At 61.0% G+C, this 18,054-nt stretch carries 17 protein-coding genes and 2 pseudogenes; 16 read left to right on the top strand and 3 right to left on the bottom strand.

All coding sequences use genetic code 11. The annotated features are described in order from the left end of the window. The first annotated feature begins 11 nt into the window (after nt 1-11). Genes ureE through ITX55_RS10605 form a run of 6 tightly spaced genes read left to right on the top strand, consistent with a single transcriptional unit; the run spans nt 12 to nt 4,971 of the window. Nucleotides 12-608 carry an urease accessory protein UreE gene (gene ureE / locus ITX55_RS10630; protein ID WP_047025806.1) on the top strand — a complete coding sequence of 199 codons (597 nt, stop codon included), beginning with the start codon at nt 12-14 and terminating at the stop codon, nt 606-608. Beyond that, nucleotides 605-1,291: an urease accessory protein UreF gene (locus ITX55_RS10625; RefSeq protein WP_042783734.1), complete on the top strand. Its 687-nt coding sequence runs from the start codon at nt 605-607 to the stop codon at nt 1,289-1,291. Before ureE ends, ITX55_RS10625 begins: the two co-directional genes overlap by 4 nt. 19 nt (nt 1,292-1,310) lie before the next feature. Continuing rightward, nucleotides 1,311-1,946, top strand: coding sequence for an urease accessory protein UreG (ureG, locus tag ITX55_RS10620; RefSeq protein ID WP_033651013.1), 636 nt, complete (start codon nt 1,311-1,313; stop codon nt 1,944-1,946). Beyond that, the gene (locus tag ITX55_RS10615) at nt 1,943-2,890 is read left to right on the top strand and encodes an urease accessory protein UreD (protein ID WP_108680206.1); all 948 of its coding nucleotides are present in this window, start codon (nt 1,943-1,945) and stop codon (nt 2,888-2,890) included. The genes ureG and ITX55_RS10615 overlap by 4 nt, the downstream gene beginning before the upstream one ends. Before the next feature lie 19 nt (nt 2,891-2,909). Beyond that, entirely contained in the window at nt 2,910-3,887 is a 978-nt protein-coding gene (gene yut / locus ITX55_RS10610) for an urea transporter (protein ID WP_033651015.1), read from the top strand. Nucleotides 3,888-3,927: 40 nt separating this feature from the next. Beyond that, complete coding sequence (locus tag ITX55_RS10605) at nt 3,928-4,971, top strand: HoxN/HupN/NixA family nickel/cobalt transporter (RefSeq protein WP_046688284.1); 1,044 nt, start codon at nt 3,928-3,930, stop codon at nt 4,969-4,971. 73 nt (nt 4,972-5,044) lie between these two features. Here the strand turns inward: ITX55_RS10605 and ITX55_RS10600 are convergent, their stop codons facing one another. Together ITX55_RS10600 and fadE are read right to left on the bottom strand one after the other, a co-directional pair. Beyond that, nucleotides 5,045-5,197: a Hok/Gef family protein gene (locus ITX55_RS10600; RefSeq protein ID WP_004930217.1), complete on the bottom strand. Its 153-nt coding sequence runs from the start codon at nt 5,195-5,197 to the stop codon at nt 5,045-5,047. A 289-nt stretch (nt 5,198-5,486) separates the two neighbouring features. After that, a complete protein-coding gene (gene fadE / locus ITX55_RS10595) occupies nt 5,487-7,943 on the bottom strand; it encodes an acyl-CoA dehydrogenase FadE (protein ID WP_108680207.1) in 2,457 nt (818 codons plus the stop codon). Between the two features lie 246 nt (nt 7,944-8,189). Between fadE and lpcA the strand changes: the two genes are divergently transcribed. Next, the gene (gene lpcA, locus ITX55_RS10590; protein ID WP_004930220.1) at nt 8,190-8,771 is read left to right on the top strand and encodes a D-sedoheptulose 7-phosphate isomerase; all 582 of its coding nucleotides are present in this window, start codon (nt 8,190-8,192) and stop codon (nt 8,769-8,771) included. Between the two features lie 103 nt (nt 8,772-8,874). Then, nucleotides 8,875-9,677: pseudogene (locus ITX55_RS10585) on the top strand (class II glutamine amidotransferase). Here the strand turns inward: ITX55_RS10585 and dpaA are convergent. Further along, entirely contained in the window at nt 9,612-10,379 is a 768-nt protein-coding gene (dpaA, locus tag ITX55_RS10580) for a peptidoglycan meso-diaminopimelic acid protein amidase (protein WP_033641973.1), read from the bottom strand. The pseudogene ITX55_RS10585 and the gene dpaA overlap by 66 nt on opposite strands. Nucleotides 10,380-10,931: 552 nt before the next feature. On the opposite strand from dpaA, the gene ITX55_RS10575 reads away from it, so the two are divergent. From ITX55_RS10575 to nqrM, 8 genes and pseudogenes are all read left to right on the top strand, one after another. Next, nucleotides 10,932-12,281 (top strand): Na(+)-translocating NADH-quinone reductase subunit A, encoded by a 1,350-nt coding sequence (locus ITX55_RS10575; protein WP_042783737.1) that lies wholly within the window; start codon nt 10,932-10,934, stop codon nt 12,279-12,281. Nucleotides 12,282-12,284: 3 nt separating this feature from the next. Next, nucleotides 12,285-13,526 (top strand): NADH:ubiquinone reductase (Na(+)-transporting) subunit B, encoded by a 1,242-nt coding sequence (locus tag ITX55_RS10570; protein WP_016928991.1) that lies wholly within the window; start codon nt 12,285-12,287, stop codon nt 13,524-13,526. After that, nucleotides 13,516-14,310, top strand: a complete 795-nt coding sequence (locus ITX55_RS10565; protein WP_033651018.1) for a Na(+)-translocating NADH-quinone reductase subunit C — start codon at nt 13,516-13,518, stop codon at nt 14,308-14,310. Before ITX55_RS10570 ends, ITX55_RS10565 begins: the two co-directional genes overlap by 11 nt. Continuing rightward, complete coding sequence (locus ITX55_RS10560) at nt 14,303-14,932, top strand: NADH:ubiquinone reductase (Na(+)-transporting) subunit D (RefSeq protein WP_004930232.1); 630 nt, start codon at nt 14,303-14,305, stop codon at nt 14,930-14,932. Before ITX55_RS10565 ends, ITX55_RS10560 begins: the two co-directional genes overlap by 8 nt. Before the next feature lie 6 nt (nt 14,933-14,938). Then, nucleotides 14,939-15,535, top strand: coding sequence for an NADH:ubiquinone reductase (Na(+)-transporting) subunit E (gene nqrE, locus ITX55_RS10555; RefSeq protein WP_004930235.1), 597 nt, complete (start codon nt 14,939-14,941; stop codon nt 15,533-15,535). A 15-nt stretch (nt 15,536-15,550) separates the two neighbouring features. Further along, a pseudogene (nqrF, locus tag ITX55_RS10550) lies at nt 15,551-16,772 on the top strand (NADH:ubiquinone reductase (Na(+)-transporting) subunit F). Further along, nucleotides 16,773-17,804 (top strand): FAD:protein FMN transferase, encoded by a 1,032-nt coding sequence (locus ITX55_RS10545; RefSeq protein WP_108680208.1) that lies wholly within the window; start codon nt 16,773-16,775, stop codon nt 17,802-17,804. 7 nt (nt 17,805-17,811) lie between these two features. Next, nucleotides 17,812-18,039 (top strand): (Na+)-NQR maturation NqrM, encoded by a 228-nt coding sequence (gene nqrM / locus ITX55_RS10540; protein ID WP_016928987.1) that lies wholly within the window; start codon nt 17,812-17,814, stop codon nt 18,037-18,039. The last annotated feature ends 15 nt before the right edge of the window (nt 18,040-18,054 follow it).

Below are 18,054 nucleotides of genomic sequence, written 5' to 3'. Positions count from 1 at the left end.
AACCGCCGCTCATGATCGTGATTGAAAAGATACTCGGCAATATCAAACGGGATGCCGACTGGCGTGAGCGCTTGCAACACGCCTCGCTGGACGTGCTGGCGCTCTCGCAGTGGGAGGCGCAGAAAAGCCGCTGTCGCAAAACCACCCGCGATGGTCAGGATCTCGGCATTTCCCTCGATCGTCACCAGGTGCTGGCCGACGGCGACGTGTTGCTCTGGGACGAAGCGAACCGCAGCGCGGTGGTGGTGCAGATGAACCTGCGCGATGTGATGGTAATCCATCTTGAGTCGCTGCTGGCGACCGATATAGCGACGGTGCTGAAGACCGCGTTCGAACTGGGGCATGCCCTGGGCAATCAGCACTGGAAATCGGTCATCAAAGGGAATCGCATCTTTATTCCGCTGACGGTGGCGACCAAGGTGATGGATTCGGTGATGAAAACCCACGGCTTTCATGCGCTGCCTTATTCGTTCGTGAAGGGCGAAAGCATTTTGCCGCATCTGACCCAGCCCGAAGCGCGCCTGCTGTTCGGCGGCGCGGAGGATTCCGCGACCCATGTGCATGTTGACAGCCCATTCCTCGGTCAGCATGTGATCAAATTGAAATGAACGCTGTTCAGCTGATTCGCATCCTGCAGTTTGCCGACTCGGTGCTGCCGGTGGGGGCGTTTGCCTTTTCCAATGGCGTCGAGTCGGCGATCCAGGCCGGCATCGTGCGCGATGTCGACACGCTGAAATCGTTCACCCGCACCGCTTTGCAACAGGCGGCGGGCGGCGACGGCCGGGCGGTCGCGGCGGCCTGCCGGGCGCTGCAGGGGGGCGATCGCGAGGCGGTTATCGGGCACGACTGGGCGCTGTTCAACCGCAAGCTGAATGAAGAAGGCCGCAGCATGGTGGTGAGGATGGGAAAGAAGCTGGCGGAAATGACGGCGGCCATCTGTGATGAGCCCCAGGTGGTCTGGTGGCTTGAGCAGATCAAAACCGGCCGCGCCGCCGGCACCTATCCGGTGACGCAGGCGGTAGTGATGACGGCGCTGGGCGCGGGGCCGCGCGAGGTGGCGGTGATGCATCAGTACGGCGTGGCGATGACCATTCTCAGCGCCGCCATGCGCCTGATGCGCGTCACCCATATCGACACCCAACGCATCCTGTTTCAACTCAACCGGGACATCGACGTTTTTTGTGACGAAGCCGAACGCGGCGGCGTTGAACAAATGGCCTCTTACGCGCCGGTGACCGACGTCCTGGCCGCGCTGCACGTCGGCGCATTTACCCGACTGTTCAGCAACTAATGATAAAGGAACGAGCAGAGTGAAGAAAATTACCCGCATTGGCATCGGCGGCCCGGTAGGCTCGGGCAAGACCGCGATTATCGAAGTCATTACGCCGCGTCTGATCGAACGGGGCATCAGCCCGTTAATCATCACCAACGACATCGTCACTACCGAAGACGCCAAACAGGTCAAGCGCACGCTCAAGGGGATCCTCGACGAGGAGAAAATTCTGGGCGTGGAAACCGGCGCCTGCCCGCATACCGCGGTGCGCGAGGATCCGAGCATGAATATCGCCGCGGTGGAGGAGATGGAGGCCCGTTTCCCGGACAGCGACGTGGTGATGATCGAGAGCGGCGGCGATAACCTGACGTTGACCTTCAGCCCGGCGCTGGCGGACTTTTACATCTACGTTATCGACGTCGCCGAAGGGGAAAAGATCCCGCGCAAAAACGGCCCGGGCCTGGTTCAGGCCGACATCCTGGTGATCAACAAAATCGATTTGGCGCCGTACGTCGGCGCCAGCCTGGCGGTGATGGAACACGATACGCGCGTGGTGCGCGGCGAGCGGCCTTATATCCTCACCAACTGCAAAACCGGCGAAGGCATCGACGAACTGGTGGACATGATCATGCGTGATTTCCTGTTCACCCACGCGCCGTCGGCGGCGTTATGACGGCCGTCAGCGAAGCGGCGAGGCGCGTGGCGCAACTCGGCGCCGACGCGCCGGAGTTGGCCGCCTACCAGGACGAACCGCCGCAGATGGCCAGCGGCGGCGTGGGCAAAACCGGCTATCTGCGGCTGGGGTTCGCGCTGAACGGGCATTGCAGCGTGCTGCGGCAAATGGAGCGGCGCGTGCCATTTCTGGTGCAGCGGGCGCTGTATTGGGACGAGGCGCTGCCGCAGATGCCGTGCGTATTCGTCATCTCCACCTCGGGCTGCATCTTGCAGGGCGATCGCCTGACGCTCGAGGTGCAGGTCGCCCCCCGGGCCTGCGGGCATGTCACCACTCAATCGGCGACCAAGATCCACGCCATGGAAAATAATTACGCGGCGCAGATGCAGACGCTGACGCTCGAAGAGGGCAGCTATCTGGAGATGATGCCCGATCCGGTGATCCCTCACTGCGGCTCGCGCTTCATTACCGATACCCGCATTACGCTGCACCCCACGGCGACGCTGCTCTATGGCGAGATCCTGATGTCGGGGCGCAAACACCATCAGGCGGATCGCGGTTTCAGATTCGACGTTTACTCTTCGCGCATCAGCGCCTGTCGCCCCGAGGGCAACATGCTGTTTGTCGAGCGCTATGTGCTGGAACCGCATAAACACCCGCTGAACGGGGTCGGCGTGATGGGGCCGTTCGATGTGTTCGGCAATGTGATCCTGCTGACGCCGCCCGAGCATCATCAGCGGATCCTCGATCGCATCGCGCCCCGCTATGACGAGGCTGAGGGGATCGCCAGCGGCGTCAGCCGGTTGCCCAATGAGTGCGGGCTGATCTTTAAGGCTTTGGGCAAAGAGGCGCGCCAGGTGAAGGCGGCGATTCGCGCTTTCTGGCGCGTCGCCCGGGAGGAAATCTTGGGCGTGACGCTGCCCGAGCCTTTTATCTGGCGCTAGTCTGCAGCGGGAAGCGGTCATGACGACAAAGTGGAGTTGGGCGGCGTTGTGCGCCCGCAGCCGAATAGCGGCGGTGACGGATGCGGTGCTGCGCGGCTGTTCGCAGGTGATGTTTCAAAATAACCCTTTGACCGGATTATTGTTTTTCATCGCCATTTTCGTGGGCGCCTGGGAAGAGGGGCTGCCGCAGGTGGCCTTCGGCTGCCTGCTGGGTACGGCGGCGGCGACGCTCAGCGCGGCGTGGTTGGTGGACGATCGCGCAGCGTTGCGCACCGGTCTCTATGGCTACAACGGCTGCCTGGTCGGCGCCGCGCTGCCGACCTTTTTGCTGCCCTCTGTCTGGCTGTGGATCGGCGTGATCTTCAGCAGCGCGATCTCGGTGATCGTCACCGTCGGCCTCAATCGGCTGCTGCGTACCTGGAAGATCGCGGCGCTGACCGCGCCTTTCGTGCTGACCACCTGGACGGTGCTGCTGGCCAGCTACCCGTTCAGCCATCTGCGGCATGTGCGGTTGCCGCCGGCGGCCATCCCGGCCGACGGCGCGGTGTTCAACCCGCATCCCGACCTGGCGGAGGTGTTGAGCGGTGCGTTGCACGGCGTCTCCCAGGTCTTTTTGTGCAGCAGCGTGAGCGGCGGCGTGCTGCTGTTGCTCGGGCTGGCGGTTTCGTCGCCGCGCGCGATGGCGCTGGGTTTTTTCGGCGCCTTGCTGGCGGTGATCACCGCGCTGGCGATCGGCGCCGATCCGCAGGCGGTCTTCGCCGGGCTGTATGCTTTCAGCGCGGTGCTGACGGCGGTGGCGCTGGGTTCCGTCTTCAACCCGCCCGGCCGGCGGGTGCTTATCTATACGCTGCTCGGCGTGATTTTCACGGTGCTGGTGCAGGGGGCTTTCAATACCTTGCTGGCTCCGCTGGGGATGCCGTCGCTGACCATGCCGTTCGTGATCGCGTCCTGGCTGTTTTTGAGCGCCAATCCGGCGGTGATCGCGGCGCGGCGCTAATCCATTGATTTCAACATAACGAGAAAACGGGAGTGTGGGTATGGCGGTAATTTCCGAAGGATTGCATGGCGCGGCCCGGCGGCGGGCGGTATCCCTGCTGCTGGGGCTGGTGGCGGTCAACGTCGTTGTCTGGCTGCTGGCGCTGGCGGTGTTCAAAGACAATGCGGCGCTGATGGGCACCGCCTTGCTGGCCTACAGTTTTGGTCTGCGCCATGCGGTGGATGCCGATCACATCGCCGCGATCGACAACGTGACCCGCAAGCTGATGCAACAGGGCAAAACGCCGGTGGCGGTCGGCACCTTCTTCTCGCTCGGCCACTCGACCATCGTGGTGCTGGCCTCGGCCGCCATTGCCGCCACGGCGATGATGTTCAGCCGACAGATGGGCTGGTTTCACGAAACCGGCGGTTTGATCGGCACGCTGGTGTCCGCGCTGTTTCTGCTGACGGTGGCCTTTATCAACCTGCTGGTGCTGATCTCCGTGTGGCGCGCTTTCCGGCAGGTGAAGGCGGGCGAGCTGCCTGCGCATCAATCGCTGGATCTGTTGATGAGCGGCGGCGGTGCGCTGGCGCGCTGCTTCCGCCCGCTGTTCAGGCTGGTGAATCAGAGCTGGCACATGTACCTGGTGGGCTTCTTGTTTGGCCTGGGCTTCGACACCGCCACCGAGGTCGGGTTGTTGGGGATTTCGGCTGCCGGCGCCGGCCACGGCATGAACCTGTGGAGCATCATGCTGTTCCCGGCGCTGTTCGCCGCCGGCATGGCGCTGATCGACTCCATCGACAACTTCGTGATGATTGGCGCTTACGGCTGGGCGTTCTCCAAACCGATCCGCAAACTGTACTACAACATGACCATCACGGCGGCGTCGGTGATCATCGCGGTGTTTATCGGCGGCATCGAAGCGCTCGGACTTATCGCCGACAAGCTGGCGCTGTCCGGCCCGCTGTGGGACGCCGTGGCGCGGCTCAACGATCATCTGGGGGAGATGGGCTATTGGGTGATCGCCGTGTTCATTTTCTGCTGGCTGGTGTCGGTGGTGAATTACCGCCTGCGCGGTTATGACAAGCTGACGGTCAGCGGCTGAAAAGGCGGGTGCTCGTGGATCCTGCCTGACACCATCAGCCAACGGGCGGGGCGAACCCCGCCGTTGGGTTGCCTTACCGTTCGGATTCGTAAGCCAAAGTGGCCGCAACCTCCGAGTCTCCCAACCTGATGCGCAGTTCGCACAGCGAACCGCGGGTTAGCCAGATGAACGCGATCAGCGTCATACAGACGATCACCAGCTTAAGCACGACCCGTTTTTGCTGCATTTTTGACCTCCCTATCCTTGCCTTGCGGCGGGTAAGAGGCTAACCTGATGTTGCTTGGCATCAGAGTGGCCTCGGGTTGATAATATCGACTCGGGGCCTTTCTCTTTCTCTCCTTTGCCAAGGCTCCGGACAGAAAGATCCAGAGCACCCGTTGCGCAGTCTACCCGAACTTCCTTCCCGTGAAATCCGCCGTTGCGCCAACCTGCGGCGCGGTGCGCAGTTCGTGATGCAAGAAAAGAAAAAGGGGCGATGATGATCGCCCCTTGGATGCGTGGAGTAGGAATTGGCGTTAAGCCGCTTCGGTCTGCTGTTGGCGCTTAGACTGCGCCGCCGGCTTTTCCGGCTTGGCGGCCGCCAGCGCATCCGGCGCAAAGTCGTCCACGTTGATGGAGCGCAGGCGGCTCTCTTCGGCTTTCACCAGGATCTTCGCTTCGTCGGCGCTGATCTTGCCTTCTTCCAGCGCGCGCTCCGCCAAACGATCCAGACGGGTGAACGGCAGGTTTTTGCCGGCCGCCTTGCACAGGCGTTCGTGAATCGGCTCGGCGGCCATCACGTCGGCCAGCGCCGCTTCCAGCAGACCGATTGGGTTATGCTCGCTCGGCGTCAGGTACTGGCCGCGTCCCAGACGGCTGCGGGTGGCGGAAGGCACCTGCAGGATCTTGGCCAGCTGATGATCCAGGCGATCGGACGGAGCGGTATGCACGCGGCCGAACGGGAAGACCGCGAAGCGCAGCGCGCCGGCGATAAAGCGGTTCGGGAAGTTGCGCAGCAGATCATCCAGCGCCTGTTCGGCTTTATGCAGGCTGTCTTGCACGCCCCAATGTACCAGCGGCAGATCTTCTTTCTGACGGCCTTCGTCGTCAAAGCGTTTCAGCACGGCGGAAGCCAGGTACATCTGGCTGAGGATATCCCCCAGGCGAGCGGAGATGCGCTCGCGGCGCTTCAGGCTGCCGCCCAGCACGCCCATGGAAACGTCCGACAGCAACGCCAGGTTGGCGCTCAGGCGGTTCAACTGCTGATAGTAACGACGGGTCGCGTCCTTGGTCGGCGTGGCGCTGGTGCGGCCGTTGGTCAGGCCCAGCCAGAAGCTGCGTACCTTGTTGCTGCCGACGTGGCCCAGGTGGCCGAACAGCGATTTATCGAAGGCGTTCAGATCGTTGTTCTGCGCCGCCGCCATTTCATCCAGCACATAAGGATGGCAGCGGATCGCGCCCTGACCGAAGATCATCATGGTGCGGGTCAGGATGTTCGCGCCTTCCACCGTGATGGCGATCGGTGCGCCCTGATAAGCGCGAGCCAGGAAGTTGGATTCGCCCAGCATAATGCCTTTACCGCCGGCGATGTCCATGGCGTCAACGATCGACTGCTGGCCGCGGTGCGTACAGTGGTATTTGACGATGGCCGACAGCACGGCCGGTTTCTCGCCCTGCACCAGCGCGTAGGTGATCAGCGAAGCGGCGGCGTCCATCACATAGGTGTTGCCGGCGATGCGCGCCAACGGCTCTTCGATCCCTTCCATTTTACCGATGGAGATCTTGAACTGACGGCGAATGTGCGCGTAGGCGCCGGTCGCCAGGGCGATGGATTTCAGGCTGCCGGTGGAGTTGGACGGCAGGGTGATGCCGCGACCGACCGACAGGCATTCAACCAGCATGCGCCAGCCCTGGCCGGCCATTTTCGGGCCGCCGATGATGTAATCGATCGGCACGAACACGTCGGTGCCGCGGGTCGGACCGTTCTGGAACGGCACGTTCAGCGGGAAGTGGCGGTTGCCGATTTCCACGCCCGGCGTGCTGGTCGGGATCAGCGCACAGGTGATGCCCGGGGATTCGTTGTCGCTCAGCAGGCGGTTCGGATCATGCAGTTTGAATGCCAAACCCAGTACGGTGGCGACCGGCGCCAGCGTGATGTAGCGCTTGTTCCAGGTCAGGCGCATGCCCAGCACCTGCTTGCCTTGCCATTCGCCCATGCACACGGTGCCCACGTCTGGAATGGCACCGGCATCGGAACCCGCTTCCGGGCTGGTCAGCGCGAAGCAAGGGATCTCGTCGCCGCGCGCCAGGCCCGGCAGATAGTGGTTTTTCTGTTCTTCGGTACCGTAATGCTGCAGCAGTTCGCCTGGGCCGAGGGAGTTCGGCACGCCGACGGTGATCGCCAGGATGCCGGAAACGCCGGCCAGTTTTTGCAGCACCATCGCCTGAGCGTAAGGGGAGAATTCCAGACCGCCGTACTCTTTCTTGATGATCATCGCGAAGAAACGGTGTTCTTTCAGGTACGCCCAGAGTTCAGGCGGCAGATCGGCCAGTTCGTGAGTGATCTGGAAGTCGTTGGCCATGCGGCAGGCTTCTTCCACCGGGCCGTCGATAAACGCCTGCTCTTCTTCCGTCAGGCGCGGTTTCGGGTAGCTGTGCAGCTTGTTCCAGTCCGGCGCGCCGCGGAACAGATCGCCTTCCCACCAGGTGGTGCCCGCGTCGATCGCTTCCTTCTCGGTGGTGGACATCGGCGGCATCACCTTGCGGAAGGCGCGCAGCGCCGGCGCGGAGAGCAGAGAGCGACGCACAGAGGAAAGGTTCAGCGGCAGCAGCACGATCGCCAGCGGCAGCAACAGCCAGAAGCTCCACAGACCGATCGCGCCCATGGCGGCGGTGTACGCCACCAGGATCAGGCTGCTGAGGGTAAGGTTCACTCGGTGGTAGAACACCACGCCGAGGAGAGCCAGTAAAACGACAATACTAAGAACCATCATAAGAAGCTCCGAAGTAGTAAGAGGTCTGACCTGTTGTGTGTATGTAATAGGTTTTAGTACAAGGCAGAATTTTTATCAATGCGTTTACAGTTTAATTACAACTCAGGTCACAAACTGACAGCACCAATCATCAAAAACCTCTCCGCTTCCTTAACCGGCGCGCTGTTTGGCTGAGAATGCTTCTCGCTGTTTCCGCGATCCGGTACACTGCGGAGCGGAAGATTTGACGATAACAAGAGGTTCCTCATGTACCACGACCTTATTCGCAGTGAACTGAACGAAGCGGCTGATACCCTGGCGAAATTTATCAATGACGACGCCAACATCGACGCCATCCAACGCGCGGCGGTGCTGCTGGCGGACTCCTTCAAAGCCGGCGGTAAAGTGATCTCCTGCGGCAACGGCGGTTCCCATTGCGACGCGATGCACTTCGCCGAAGAGCTGACCGGCCGCTACCGTGAAAACCGCCCGGGCTACCCGGCGATTGCCATCTCGGACGTGAGCCATCTGTCCTGCGTCAGCAACGACTTCGGCTATGAGTATGTGTTCTCCCGCTATGTGGAAGCGGTGGGCCGCGAAGGCGACGTGCTGCTGGGCATTTCCACCTCCGGCAACTCCGGCAACATCATCAAGGCCATCGACGCGGCGCGCGCCAAGGGGATGAAAGTGATCACCCTGACCGGCAAGGACGGCGGCAAAATGGCGGGTTCCGCCGATGTGGAAATCCGTGTGCCGCACTTCGGCTACGCCGATCGCATTCAGGAAATCCACATCAAAGCGATTCACATCTTGATTCAGCTGATCGAAAAAGAGATGGTTAAGGCTTGATAGCCTTCGGGGGGGCTGCGGCTCTCCCAGGAATAAGACAGCGGGCGCCGCATGCATGCCGCGCCCGCACAGCGTATGTCAGTGTGGTTAAGGAGTGCTGGCGATGTGTGAACTGCTCGGGATGAGCGCAAACGTACCGACCGATATCTGCTTCAGCTTTACCGGCCTGGTACAGCGCGCGGCCGCACCGGGCCGCATAAGGATGGCTGGGGCATTACCTTCTATGAAGGGAACGGCTGCCGCACATTCAAGGATCCGCAGCCGAGCTTCAACTCGCCGATCGCCCGCCTGGTGCAGGACTATCCGATCAAGTCTTGCGCGGTGGTGTCCCATATTCGCCAGGCCAACCGCGGCGAAGTGGCGCTGGAAAACACCCATCCGTTCACCCGCGAACTGTGGGGCCGCAACTGGACCTACGCGCACAACGGCCAATTGAAAGGCTATCGCCAGCTGGATACCGGCACGTTTCGCCCGGTCGGCCAGACCGACAGCGAATACGCGTTTTGCTGGCTGCTGCATCAGCTGGCGTTGAAATACCCGCGCACCCCGAGCCAGTGGCCGGCGGTGTTCCGCTATATCGGCCTGTTGGCGAGCCAGCTGCGCAAGAAAGGGGTGTTCAACATGCTGTTGTCGGACGGGCGCTTCGTGATGGCCTATTGCTCCACCAACCTGTATTGGATCACGCGCCGCGCGCCGTTCGGCAAGGCGACGCTACTGGATCAGGACGTAGAGATCGATTTTCAGCAGCAGACCACACCGAACGATGTGGTCACGGTGATCGCCACCCAACCGCTGACCGCCAACGAAACCTGGCACAAGATTGAGCCAGGCGAGTTCGCGTTATTTCACTTCGGTGAGCGGCTTGTTCTGAGCGAAGGGATTGGTGTTGGGCGTCGGGCTGGTTGACGCGTACTGCGTCATCTGGCCGCTGCTCATCAACGGTTGACCCAGCACATACTGGCCGTTGTCCACGGTCATCATCGGCGGCTGGTGGTTCTTCGCGAAGTAATCATAGCCCGGCTTCAGCTGGCGCCAGAAGGCGATATAGCTGGATGACGCATGGCGCTTCAGGTTCTGTTCGGTCATGCGGAACGGGTAGATGCTGATGTCTACGCGGCTTTGGCCATAGGCGAAGGCGGCTTCGACGTAGCGATAGATCTCATCCATATAGGTGTTGGTCATCGCGTAACAGCCGATCGATTTACATTCGCCGTGGATCATCAGATAAGCGCCGGAATAGCCCTGCGACTTATCGTAATCATTAGGGAAACCGATATTGATCGCCCGATAATACTTGCTGTCGGGTTTCAGATGGCGCGCGTCAACGCTATAAAAGCCTTCCGGACTTTTAAAGTCGCCTTCACGACGTTTAGGACCCAGCCCGCCGGAGAAATTACAGATCGGGAACGTATTGACCAAGCGGAATTCATTGCCCATTTTGGCATACAATTCCAGCTTACGTTCCTCTTTGAAGATCTGAATATAGACCGGCGACCCCAATAATTGCTGTTTAACTACCGGCGCTTCGGGTACCTGCTCGCTGGCGCTGCAGGCCGTGATCATCGGCATAGAAACAAGCATCGCAAACAACAGCGCGATTTTGCTCATTATTATTCCTGCTTATATTTATCTGCCGGCGCAATGAGATTGGCCAGCGTGCCACTGATTATTGTTTTTACTGCTGCAAAACACCGTCAGATTACCAGCGCGTTTATTTTTAGCAATACGTGATATGTATAAAAAAACGACAAAGCTCGATAAAAGTGAAATGACCGGCAGATTTTAACGATAAGTAGTGAAAAACAGGCGAAATTTAATTGCGTTTGCTTGACACAAGTCACGACGGAACGCAGAACAATGTTGCGAACAATGTTAATATTCTCTCTTCAATTTAACGCGCTGTGGCGATTGAAGCGGCAAGAGTTATTGCATATAACCCGGCCGTTTTGATGGTTATTTGGCTACATGCCGTTAACACATCGACTGTCGCGCAAACAACGGAAGGGGGATTCAAGGGAATGCGCGTTACCCCAGTTTTTCACTGCGAGAAAGTTCATGTTGGGCGTGCCGTTGTGCGCACTGCCCGGCAATCCTGGCATCGTCAGCACCCGCCTCTGGGGCCGGTCAGACGTGTAAACCAAACTACATCGTATAAATCCTATGATTAAGATCAGAAAAGGGTTAGATCTGCCGATAGCCGGAGCCCCGGTTCAGGCGATCCAAGATGGCCCGAACATTCAGCATGTCGCCCTGCTTGGGGAAGAGTATGTCGGAATGCGTCCCTCCATGCTGGTGCAGGAAGGCGATACCGTTAAGAAAGGCCAGGCGTTGTTCGAAGATAAGAAAAACCCCGGGGTTTTCTTCACGGCTCCCGCCAGCGGCCGCATCGTCGCGATTAACCGCGGCGAGCGGCGCGTCTTGCAATCGGTGGTGATTGCGCTGGAAAACGGCGGCGACGATCAGCTCGAGTTTGCGCATTATCCGTTGGGTGAACTCAGCCAACTGCCGCGCGAACAGGTCGAAAGCGAACTGATCGCCAGCGGCCTGTGGACCGCGCTGCGCACCCGCCCGTTCAGCAAAACGCCAAGCCCCGGCAGCGAACCGCGCGCCATTTTCGTCACCGCGATGGATACCCAACCGTTGGCCGCCGATCCGCAGGTGATCATCGCCGAACAGCAGGCGGCGTTCAACGCCGGGCTGGTGGTCTTGGCGCGTCTGACGGCGGGTAAGGTACACGTATGCCACGCCGCCGGCGCCTCGGTTGGCCAGCAGAGCGGCCCGCAGATCGCCTACAGCGAATTTGCCGGCCCGCATCCCGCCGGGCTGGTGGGCACCCACATTCACTTCCTTGAACCGGTCAGCCTGAAGAAAACCGTTTGGCACATCGGTTACCAGGACGCGATCGCCATCGGCACCCTGTTCACCACCGGTAAGCTCGATACCCGCCGGGTCGTGGCGCTGGCCGGGCCGCAGGTGGCGCAGCCGACGCTGCTGCGCACCCGCCTGGGAGCCAGCCTCGATGAACTGACCGCCGGCCGCCTGAAAGAGGGCGAGAACCGGGTGATCTCCGGTTCGGTGCTGAACGGTATGCAGGCCGCCGGGCCGAACGCCTGGCTGGGCCGTTTCCATTCGCAGGTGTCGGTGCTGGAAGAAGGGCGCGACAAAGAGCTGTTCGGCTGGATCGTGCCGTCGCCGAACAAGTTCTCCATTACCCGCACCACGCTGGGCCACTTTCTGAAAAACAAACTGTTCGCCTTCTCGACCACCACTAACGGCGGCGAACGCGCCATGGTGCCGATCGGCAACTATGAGCGGGTGATGCCGCTGGATATTTTGCCGACGCTGCTGCTGCGCGATTTGCTGGCGGGCGACAGCGACAGTGCGCAGGCGCTGGGCTGCCTGGAGCTGGACGAGGAAGATCTGGCGTTGTGCACCTTCGTTTGCCCCGGCAAGTATGAGTACGCGCCGGTGCTGCGCGAGGTGCTGACCAAGATTGAGCAGGAAGGATAACCGATGGGCCTGAAGAATTATTTTGAGAAGATAGAGCATCACTTCACGCCGGGCGGCAAACTGGAAAAGTGGTACCCGCTGTATGAAGCGACCACCACGGTGTTTTATACCCCCGGCACGGTGACGCGCGGCGCTTCGCACGTGCGCGACGCCATCGATTTGAAACGCATGATGATCCTGGTGTGGCTGGCGGTGTTCCCGGCGATGTTCTGGGGCATGTACAACGTCGGCCAGCAGGCGATCCCGGCGCTGCACCATCTGTACAGCGGCGACGCGCTGCAACAGGTGCTGGCGGGCGACTGGCATTATCGCCTGGCGCAGTGGCTCGGCGCCTCGCTGGCGGCCGACGCCGGCTGGGTCAGCAAGATGGTGCTGGGCGCCTGTTACTTCCTGCCGATCTACGCCGTGGTGTTCGTCGTCGGCGGCTTCTGGGAAGTGCTGTTCGCCATTATCCGCAAACATGAGGTCAACGAAGGCTTCTTCGTCACTTCTATCCTGTTCGCGCTGATCGTGCCGCCGACCCTGCCGCTGTGGCAGGCCGCGCTGGGCATCACCTTCGGCGTGGTGGTGGCCAAAGAGATCTTCGGCGGCACCGGGCGCAACTTCCTCAACCCGGCGCTGGCCGGCCGCGCCTTCCTGTTCTTCGCCTATCCGGCGCAGATCTCCGGTGACTTGGTGTGGACCTCCGCGGACGGTTTCTCCGGCGCGACGCCGCTGGCGCAGTGGAGCGCGGGCGGGGCGCACAGCCTGAGCAACGTGGCCACCGGCCAGTCCATCAGTTGGCTGGACGCCTTCCTCGGCAACATTCCCGGCTCCATCGGTGAAGTCTCCACGCTGATGATCCTGATAGGCGGGGCGATTATCCTGTTCGGCCGCGTGGCCTCCTGGCGCATCGTCGCCGGCGTGATGCTCGGCATGGTGGCTTCCGCCCTGTTGTTCAACGCCATCGGTTCGGACACCAACCCGATGTTTGCCATGCCGTGGTACTGGCATCTGGTGCTGGGCGGCTTCGCCTTCGGCATGATCTTTATGGCGACCGACCCGGTTTCCGCCTCCTTCACCAATAAGGGGAAATGGTGGTACGGCATTCTGATCGGCGTGATGTGCGTGCTGATCCGGGTGGTCAACCCCGCCTATCCGGAAGGCATGATGCTGGCGATCCTGTTCGCCAACCTGTTCGCGCCGCTGTTCGATTACCTGGTGGTGCAGGCCAACATCAAGCGGAGAAAAGCCCGTGGCGAATGAAGCGAAAAACGACGGCATCGGTAAAACGCTGCTGGTAGTGCTGCTGCTGTGTCTGGTGTGTTCAGTGGTGGTGGCGGGCTCCGCCGTCGGCCTGAAGTCCAAACAGCAGGAGCAAAAGCTGCTCGACAAGCAGCGCAATATTCTCGACGTAGCCGGCCTGTTGCAGCCGAAAATGGAGAGCGAGCAGGTCAAGCGCCTGTACAGCGAGCGCATCGAACCGCGCCTGGTGGATCTGAACAGCGGCGAATTTGTCGCCGGCAAGGCGGCGGCGTTCGATCTGGGCACCGCGCTGCGCGACGACGCCAAAAGCGTGGCGTTGCCCGCGGGCGACGATCCGGCCGGCATCAAGCGCCGCAGCAACCAGGCGGAAATCTACCTGGTGCGCGATGAAAGCGGCCAGGTGAACAAGATTGTGTTGCCGGTATACGGCACCGGTCTGTGGTCGATGATGTACGCCTTCGTGGCATTGGATAACGACGGCAACACGGTCAAGGGCATCACCTACTACGACCAGGGGGAAACGCCGGGGCTGGGCGGTGAGGTCGAGAACCCGTCCTGGCGCCAGCAGTGGGTCGGCAAGCAGCTGTTCGACGACAACGGCCAGCCGGCGATCCGCGTGGTGAAAGGCGGCGCGCGTCAGGGGGACGTACACGGGGTGGATGGCCTGTCCGGCGCCACGCTGACCTCCAACGGCGTGCAGCATACGTTTGATTTCTGGTTGGGCGAGCACGGCTTCGGCCCGTTCCTGAAAAAAGTTCGTGAAGGAGCGTTGAAAAATGGCTGATTCCAAAGAGATAAAGCGGGTCCTGCTGGGGCCGCTGTTCGACAATAACCCGATCGCCCTGCAGGTTCTGGGCGTCTGTTCGGCGCTGGCGGTGACCACCAAGCTGGAAACGGCGGTGGTGATGACCATTGCGGTGACGCTGGTGACCGCGTTCTCCAGCTTCTTCATCTCGCTGATCCGTCATCATATTCCCAACAGCGTGCGCATCATCGTGCAGATGGCGATCATCGCCTCGCTGGTGATCGTGGTCGATCAGCTGTTGCGCGCCTATGCGTTCGAGATCTCCAAGCAGCTGTCGGTGTTCGTCGGCCTTATCATCACCAACTGCATCGTGATGGGGCGCGCCGAGGCCTACGCCATGAAGTCGCCGCCGATCGAGAGCTTTATGGACGGCATCGGCAACGGGCTGGGTTACGGGGTGATCCTGGTGCTGGTCGGTTTCCTGCGCGAGCTGATTGGCTCCGGCAAGCTGTTCGGCGTTCCGGTGCTGGAAACGGTGCAGAACGGCGGCTGGTATCAGCCGAACGGCCTGTTCCTGCTGGCGCCGAGCGCGTTCTTCATCATCGGCCTGCTGATCTGGGTGCTGCGCACCCTGAAGCCGGCGCAGATCGAAAAGGAGTAAAGGCCGATGGAACACTATATCAGCCTGTTTGTGCGCGCGGTGTTCGTCGAGAACATGGCGCTGGCGTTCTTCCTCGGGATGTGTACTTTCCTGGCGGTGTCGAAGAAGGTCTCGACCGCCTTTGGCCTGGGCATCGCGGTGACCATCGTGCTCGGCATTTCGGTGCCGGTGAATAACCTGGTCTACAACCTGATCCTGCGCGACGGCGCGCTGGTGGAAGGCGTCGATCTGAGCTTCCTCAACTTCATCACCTTCATCGGCGTGATCGCGGCGCTGGTGCAGATATTGGAGATGATCCTCGATCGCTTCTTCCCATCGCTGTATAACGCGCTCGGCATCTTCCTGCCGCTCATCACCGTGAACTGCGCCATCTTCGGCGGCGTGTCCTTCATGGTGCAGCGCGACTACAACTTTGCCGAATCGGTGGTGTACGGCTTTGGTTCCGGCACCGGCTGGATGCTGGCGATCGTCGCCATGGCGGGGATCCGCGAAAAACTCAAGTATGCCAACGTGCCGGCAGGGCTGCGCGGTCTGGGCATTACCTTTATCACCACCGGACTGATGGCGCTGGGCTTCATGTCCTTCTCCGGTGTTCAGTTGTAAAGGCGGGAAGAATTTATGGAAATTATTTTAGGCGTAGCGATGTTCACCGCCATCGTGATGGTGCTGGTGTTGCTGATCCTGTTCGCCAAATCGAAGCTGGTGAACACCGGCGACATCGCGGTGGAAATCAATGGCGATCTGGATAAAAGCTTCCATGCGCCGGCGGGCGACAAGCTGCTCAACGTGCTCTCCAGCCAGGGGATCTTCGTCTCCTCGGCCTGCGGCGGCGGCGGCTCCTGCGGCCAGTGCCGGGTGGTGATCAAAGAGGGCGGCGGCGATATCCTGCCGACCGAGCTCTCGCACATCAACAAGCGCGAAGCGAAAGAAGGGTGCCGCCTGGCGTGCCAGGTGAACGTGAAGCAGAACCTGAAGATCGAGCTGCCGGAAGAGATCTTCGGCGTGAAGAAATGGGAGTGCGAGGTTATCTCCAACGATAACAAAGCCACCTTTATCAAAGAGCTGAAGCTGAAGATCCCCGATGGCGAAGACGTGCCGTTCCGCGCGGGCGGTTTCATCCAGATCGAAGCGCCGGCGCACGACATCAGTTACGCCGACTTCGACGTGCCGCAGGAGTATCGCGGCGACTGGGACAAGTTCAACCTGTTCCGCTACCGTTCGACGGTGAACGACACCACGGTGCGCGCCTACTCGATGGCCAACTACCCGGAAGAGAAGGGCATCATCATGCTCAACGTGCGTATCGCCACGCCGCCGCCGAACAATCCGGACGTGCCGCCGGGCATCATGTCTTCCTATATCTGGTCGCTGAAGCCGGGCGACAAGGTGACCATCTCCGGGCCGTTCGGCGAGTTCTTCGCCAAGGACACCGACGCCGAAATGATCTTTATCGGCGGCGGCGCGGGCATGGCGCCGATGCGTTCGCACATCTTCGATCAGCTCAAGCGTTTGAACTCGAAACGCAAGATCACCTTCTGGTACGGCGCGCGTTCGCTGCGCGAGATGTTCTATGAAGACGACTTCAACCAGCTGCAGGCGGAGAACGAAAACTTCACCTGGCACGTGGCGCTGTCGGATCCGCAGCCGGAAGATAACTGGACCGGCTACACCGGCTTTATCCATAATGTTCTGCTGGAGAACTACCTGAAGAACCACCGCGCCGGAGGACTGCGAGTTTTACATGTGCGGGCCGCCGATGATGAACGCCGCGGTGATCAAGATGCTCAAAGATCTGGGCGTCGAAGACGAAAACATCATGCTGGATGACTTTGGTGGCTAAATGCGCGCATTGGCGATGAAGAACTGGCTGACGGGCGTGGCGCTGAGCGCCACCCTGCTGCTGACCGGCTGCGGGCCGGAACAGGTGGACCTGACGGGTAAAACCATGGGCACCTCGTATTCGATCCGTTACGTGACCGGCGAAGATACGCCGTCGGCGCGCGAGATGCAGGCGGAGATCGACAAACGGCTGGAGCAGGTGAACGATCAGATGTCCACCTACCGGCCGGATTCCGAACTGAGCCGCTTCAACGCCAGCCGCGACATTGACCGGCCGTTCCCGGTTTCGCCAGCCACCGCCGAAGTGGTGCGCGAAGCGCTGCGCATCAACCGCGTCACCGATGGCGCGCTGGACGTGACCGTCGGGCCGCTGGTCAACCTGTGGGGCTTCGGCCCGGAAGGGCGGCCGGACAAAGTGCCGAGCGAGGCGGAGCTGGAGCATCGCCGCACCTGGACCGGCGCCGACAAACTGTCGGTGCAGGGCAGCGCGCTGGTGAAAAGCATCCCTGAGCTGTACGTCGATCTGTCGTCGATCGCCAAAGGGTATGGCGTGGACGTGGTGGCGGAATATCTGCAGTCCCGGCATGTGAAGAACTACATGGTGGATATCGGCGGCGAGGTGCGCACGCGCGGGCATAACGGCGAACAAAAGCCGTGGCGCATCGCCATCGAGCGCCCGACCGCCGGTACGCAGCAGCAGGCGCAGCTGGTGATCCAACCCGGGGAGATGTCGATCGCCACCTCGGGTGACTATCGCAACTACTTCGAGCAAGACGGGGTGCGCTATTCGCACACCATCGATCCGATCACCGGGCGCCCAATCCATCATCGGTTGGTGTCGATCACCGTGCTGAGCCCGACCTGCATGACCGCCGACGGCCTGTCCACCGGCCTGAACGTGATGGGGCCGGAGCGCGGCATGGCGCTGGCCAACCTGCTCGGCATCCCGGTGTTCATGATCGTGAAAACCGCCGACGGCTTTGAGGAGCGTTATTCAGACGCGTTCAAGCCCTATCTGAAAAAGCGTTCGTGAGGTTGCTATGTTGACGGTATTCGCCGCTACCTTCGTGTTGTTTCTGCTGATCGTCGGCGGCATGTCGCTGGGCTATGTGTTCAAACGCAAAAGCCTGCAGGGCAGCTGCGGCGGCATCACCGCGCTGGGCATGGAGAAAGTCTGCGACTGCCCGGAGCCGTGCGATGCGCGCAAAAAACGCGAAGCCAAAGCGGCGCAGCGGCGCGAGCAGTTGGAAAAGCACCGCATTCTGTAGCGAAAACCCGGCCTT

Source organism: Serratia sp. EWG9 (genome assembly GCF_019913725.1).
GTDB classification, from domain to species: domain Bacteria; phylum Pseudomonadota; class Gammaproteobacteria; order Enterobacterales; family Enterobacteriaceae; genus Serratia; species Serratia ureilytica.
The sequence above is the reverse complement of the archived record's forward strand: the minus strand, read 5'-3'. Positions and strand labels throughout refer to the sequence as shown.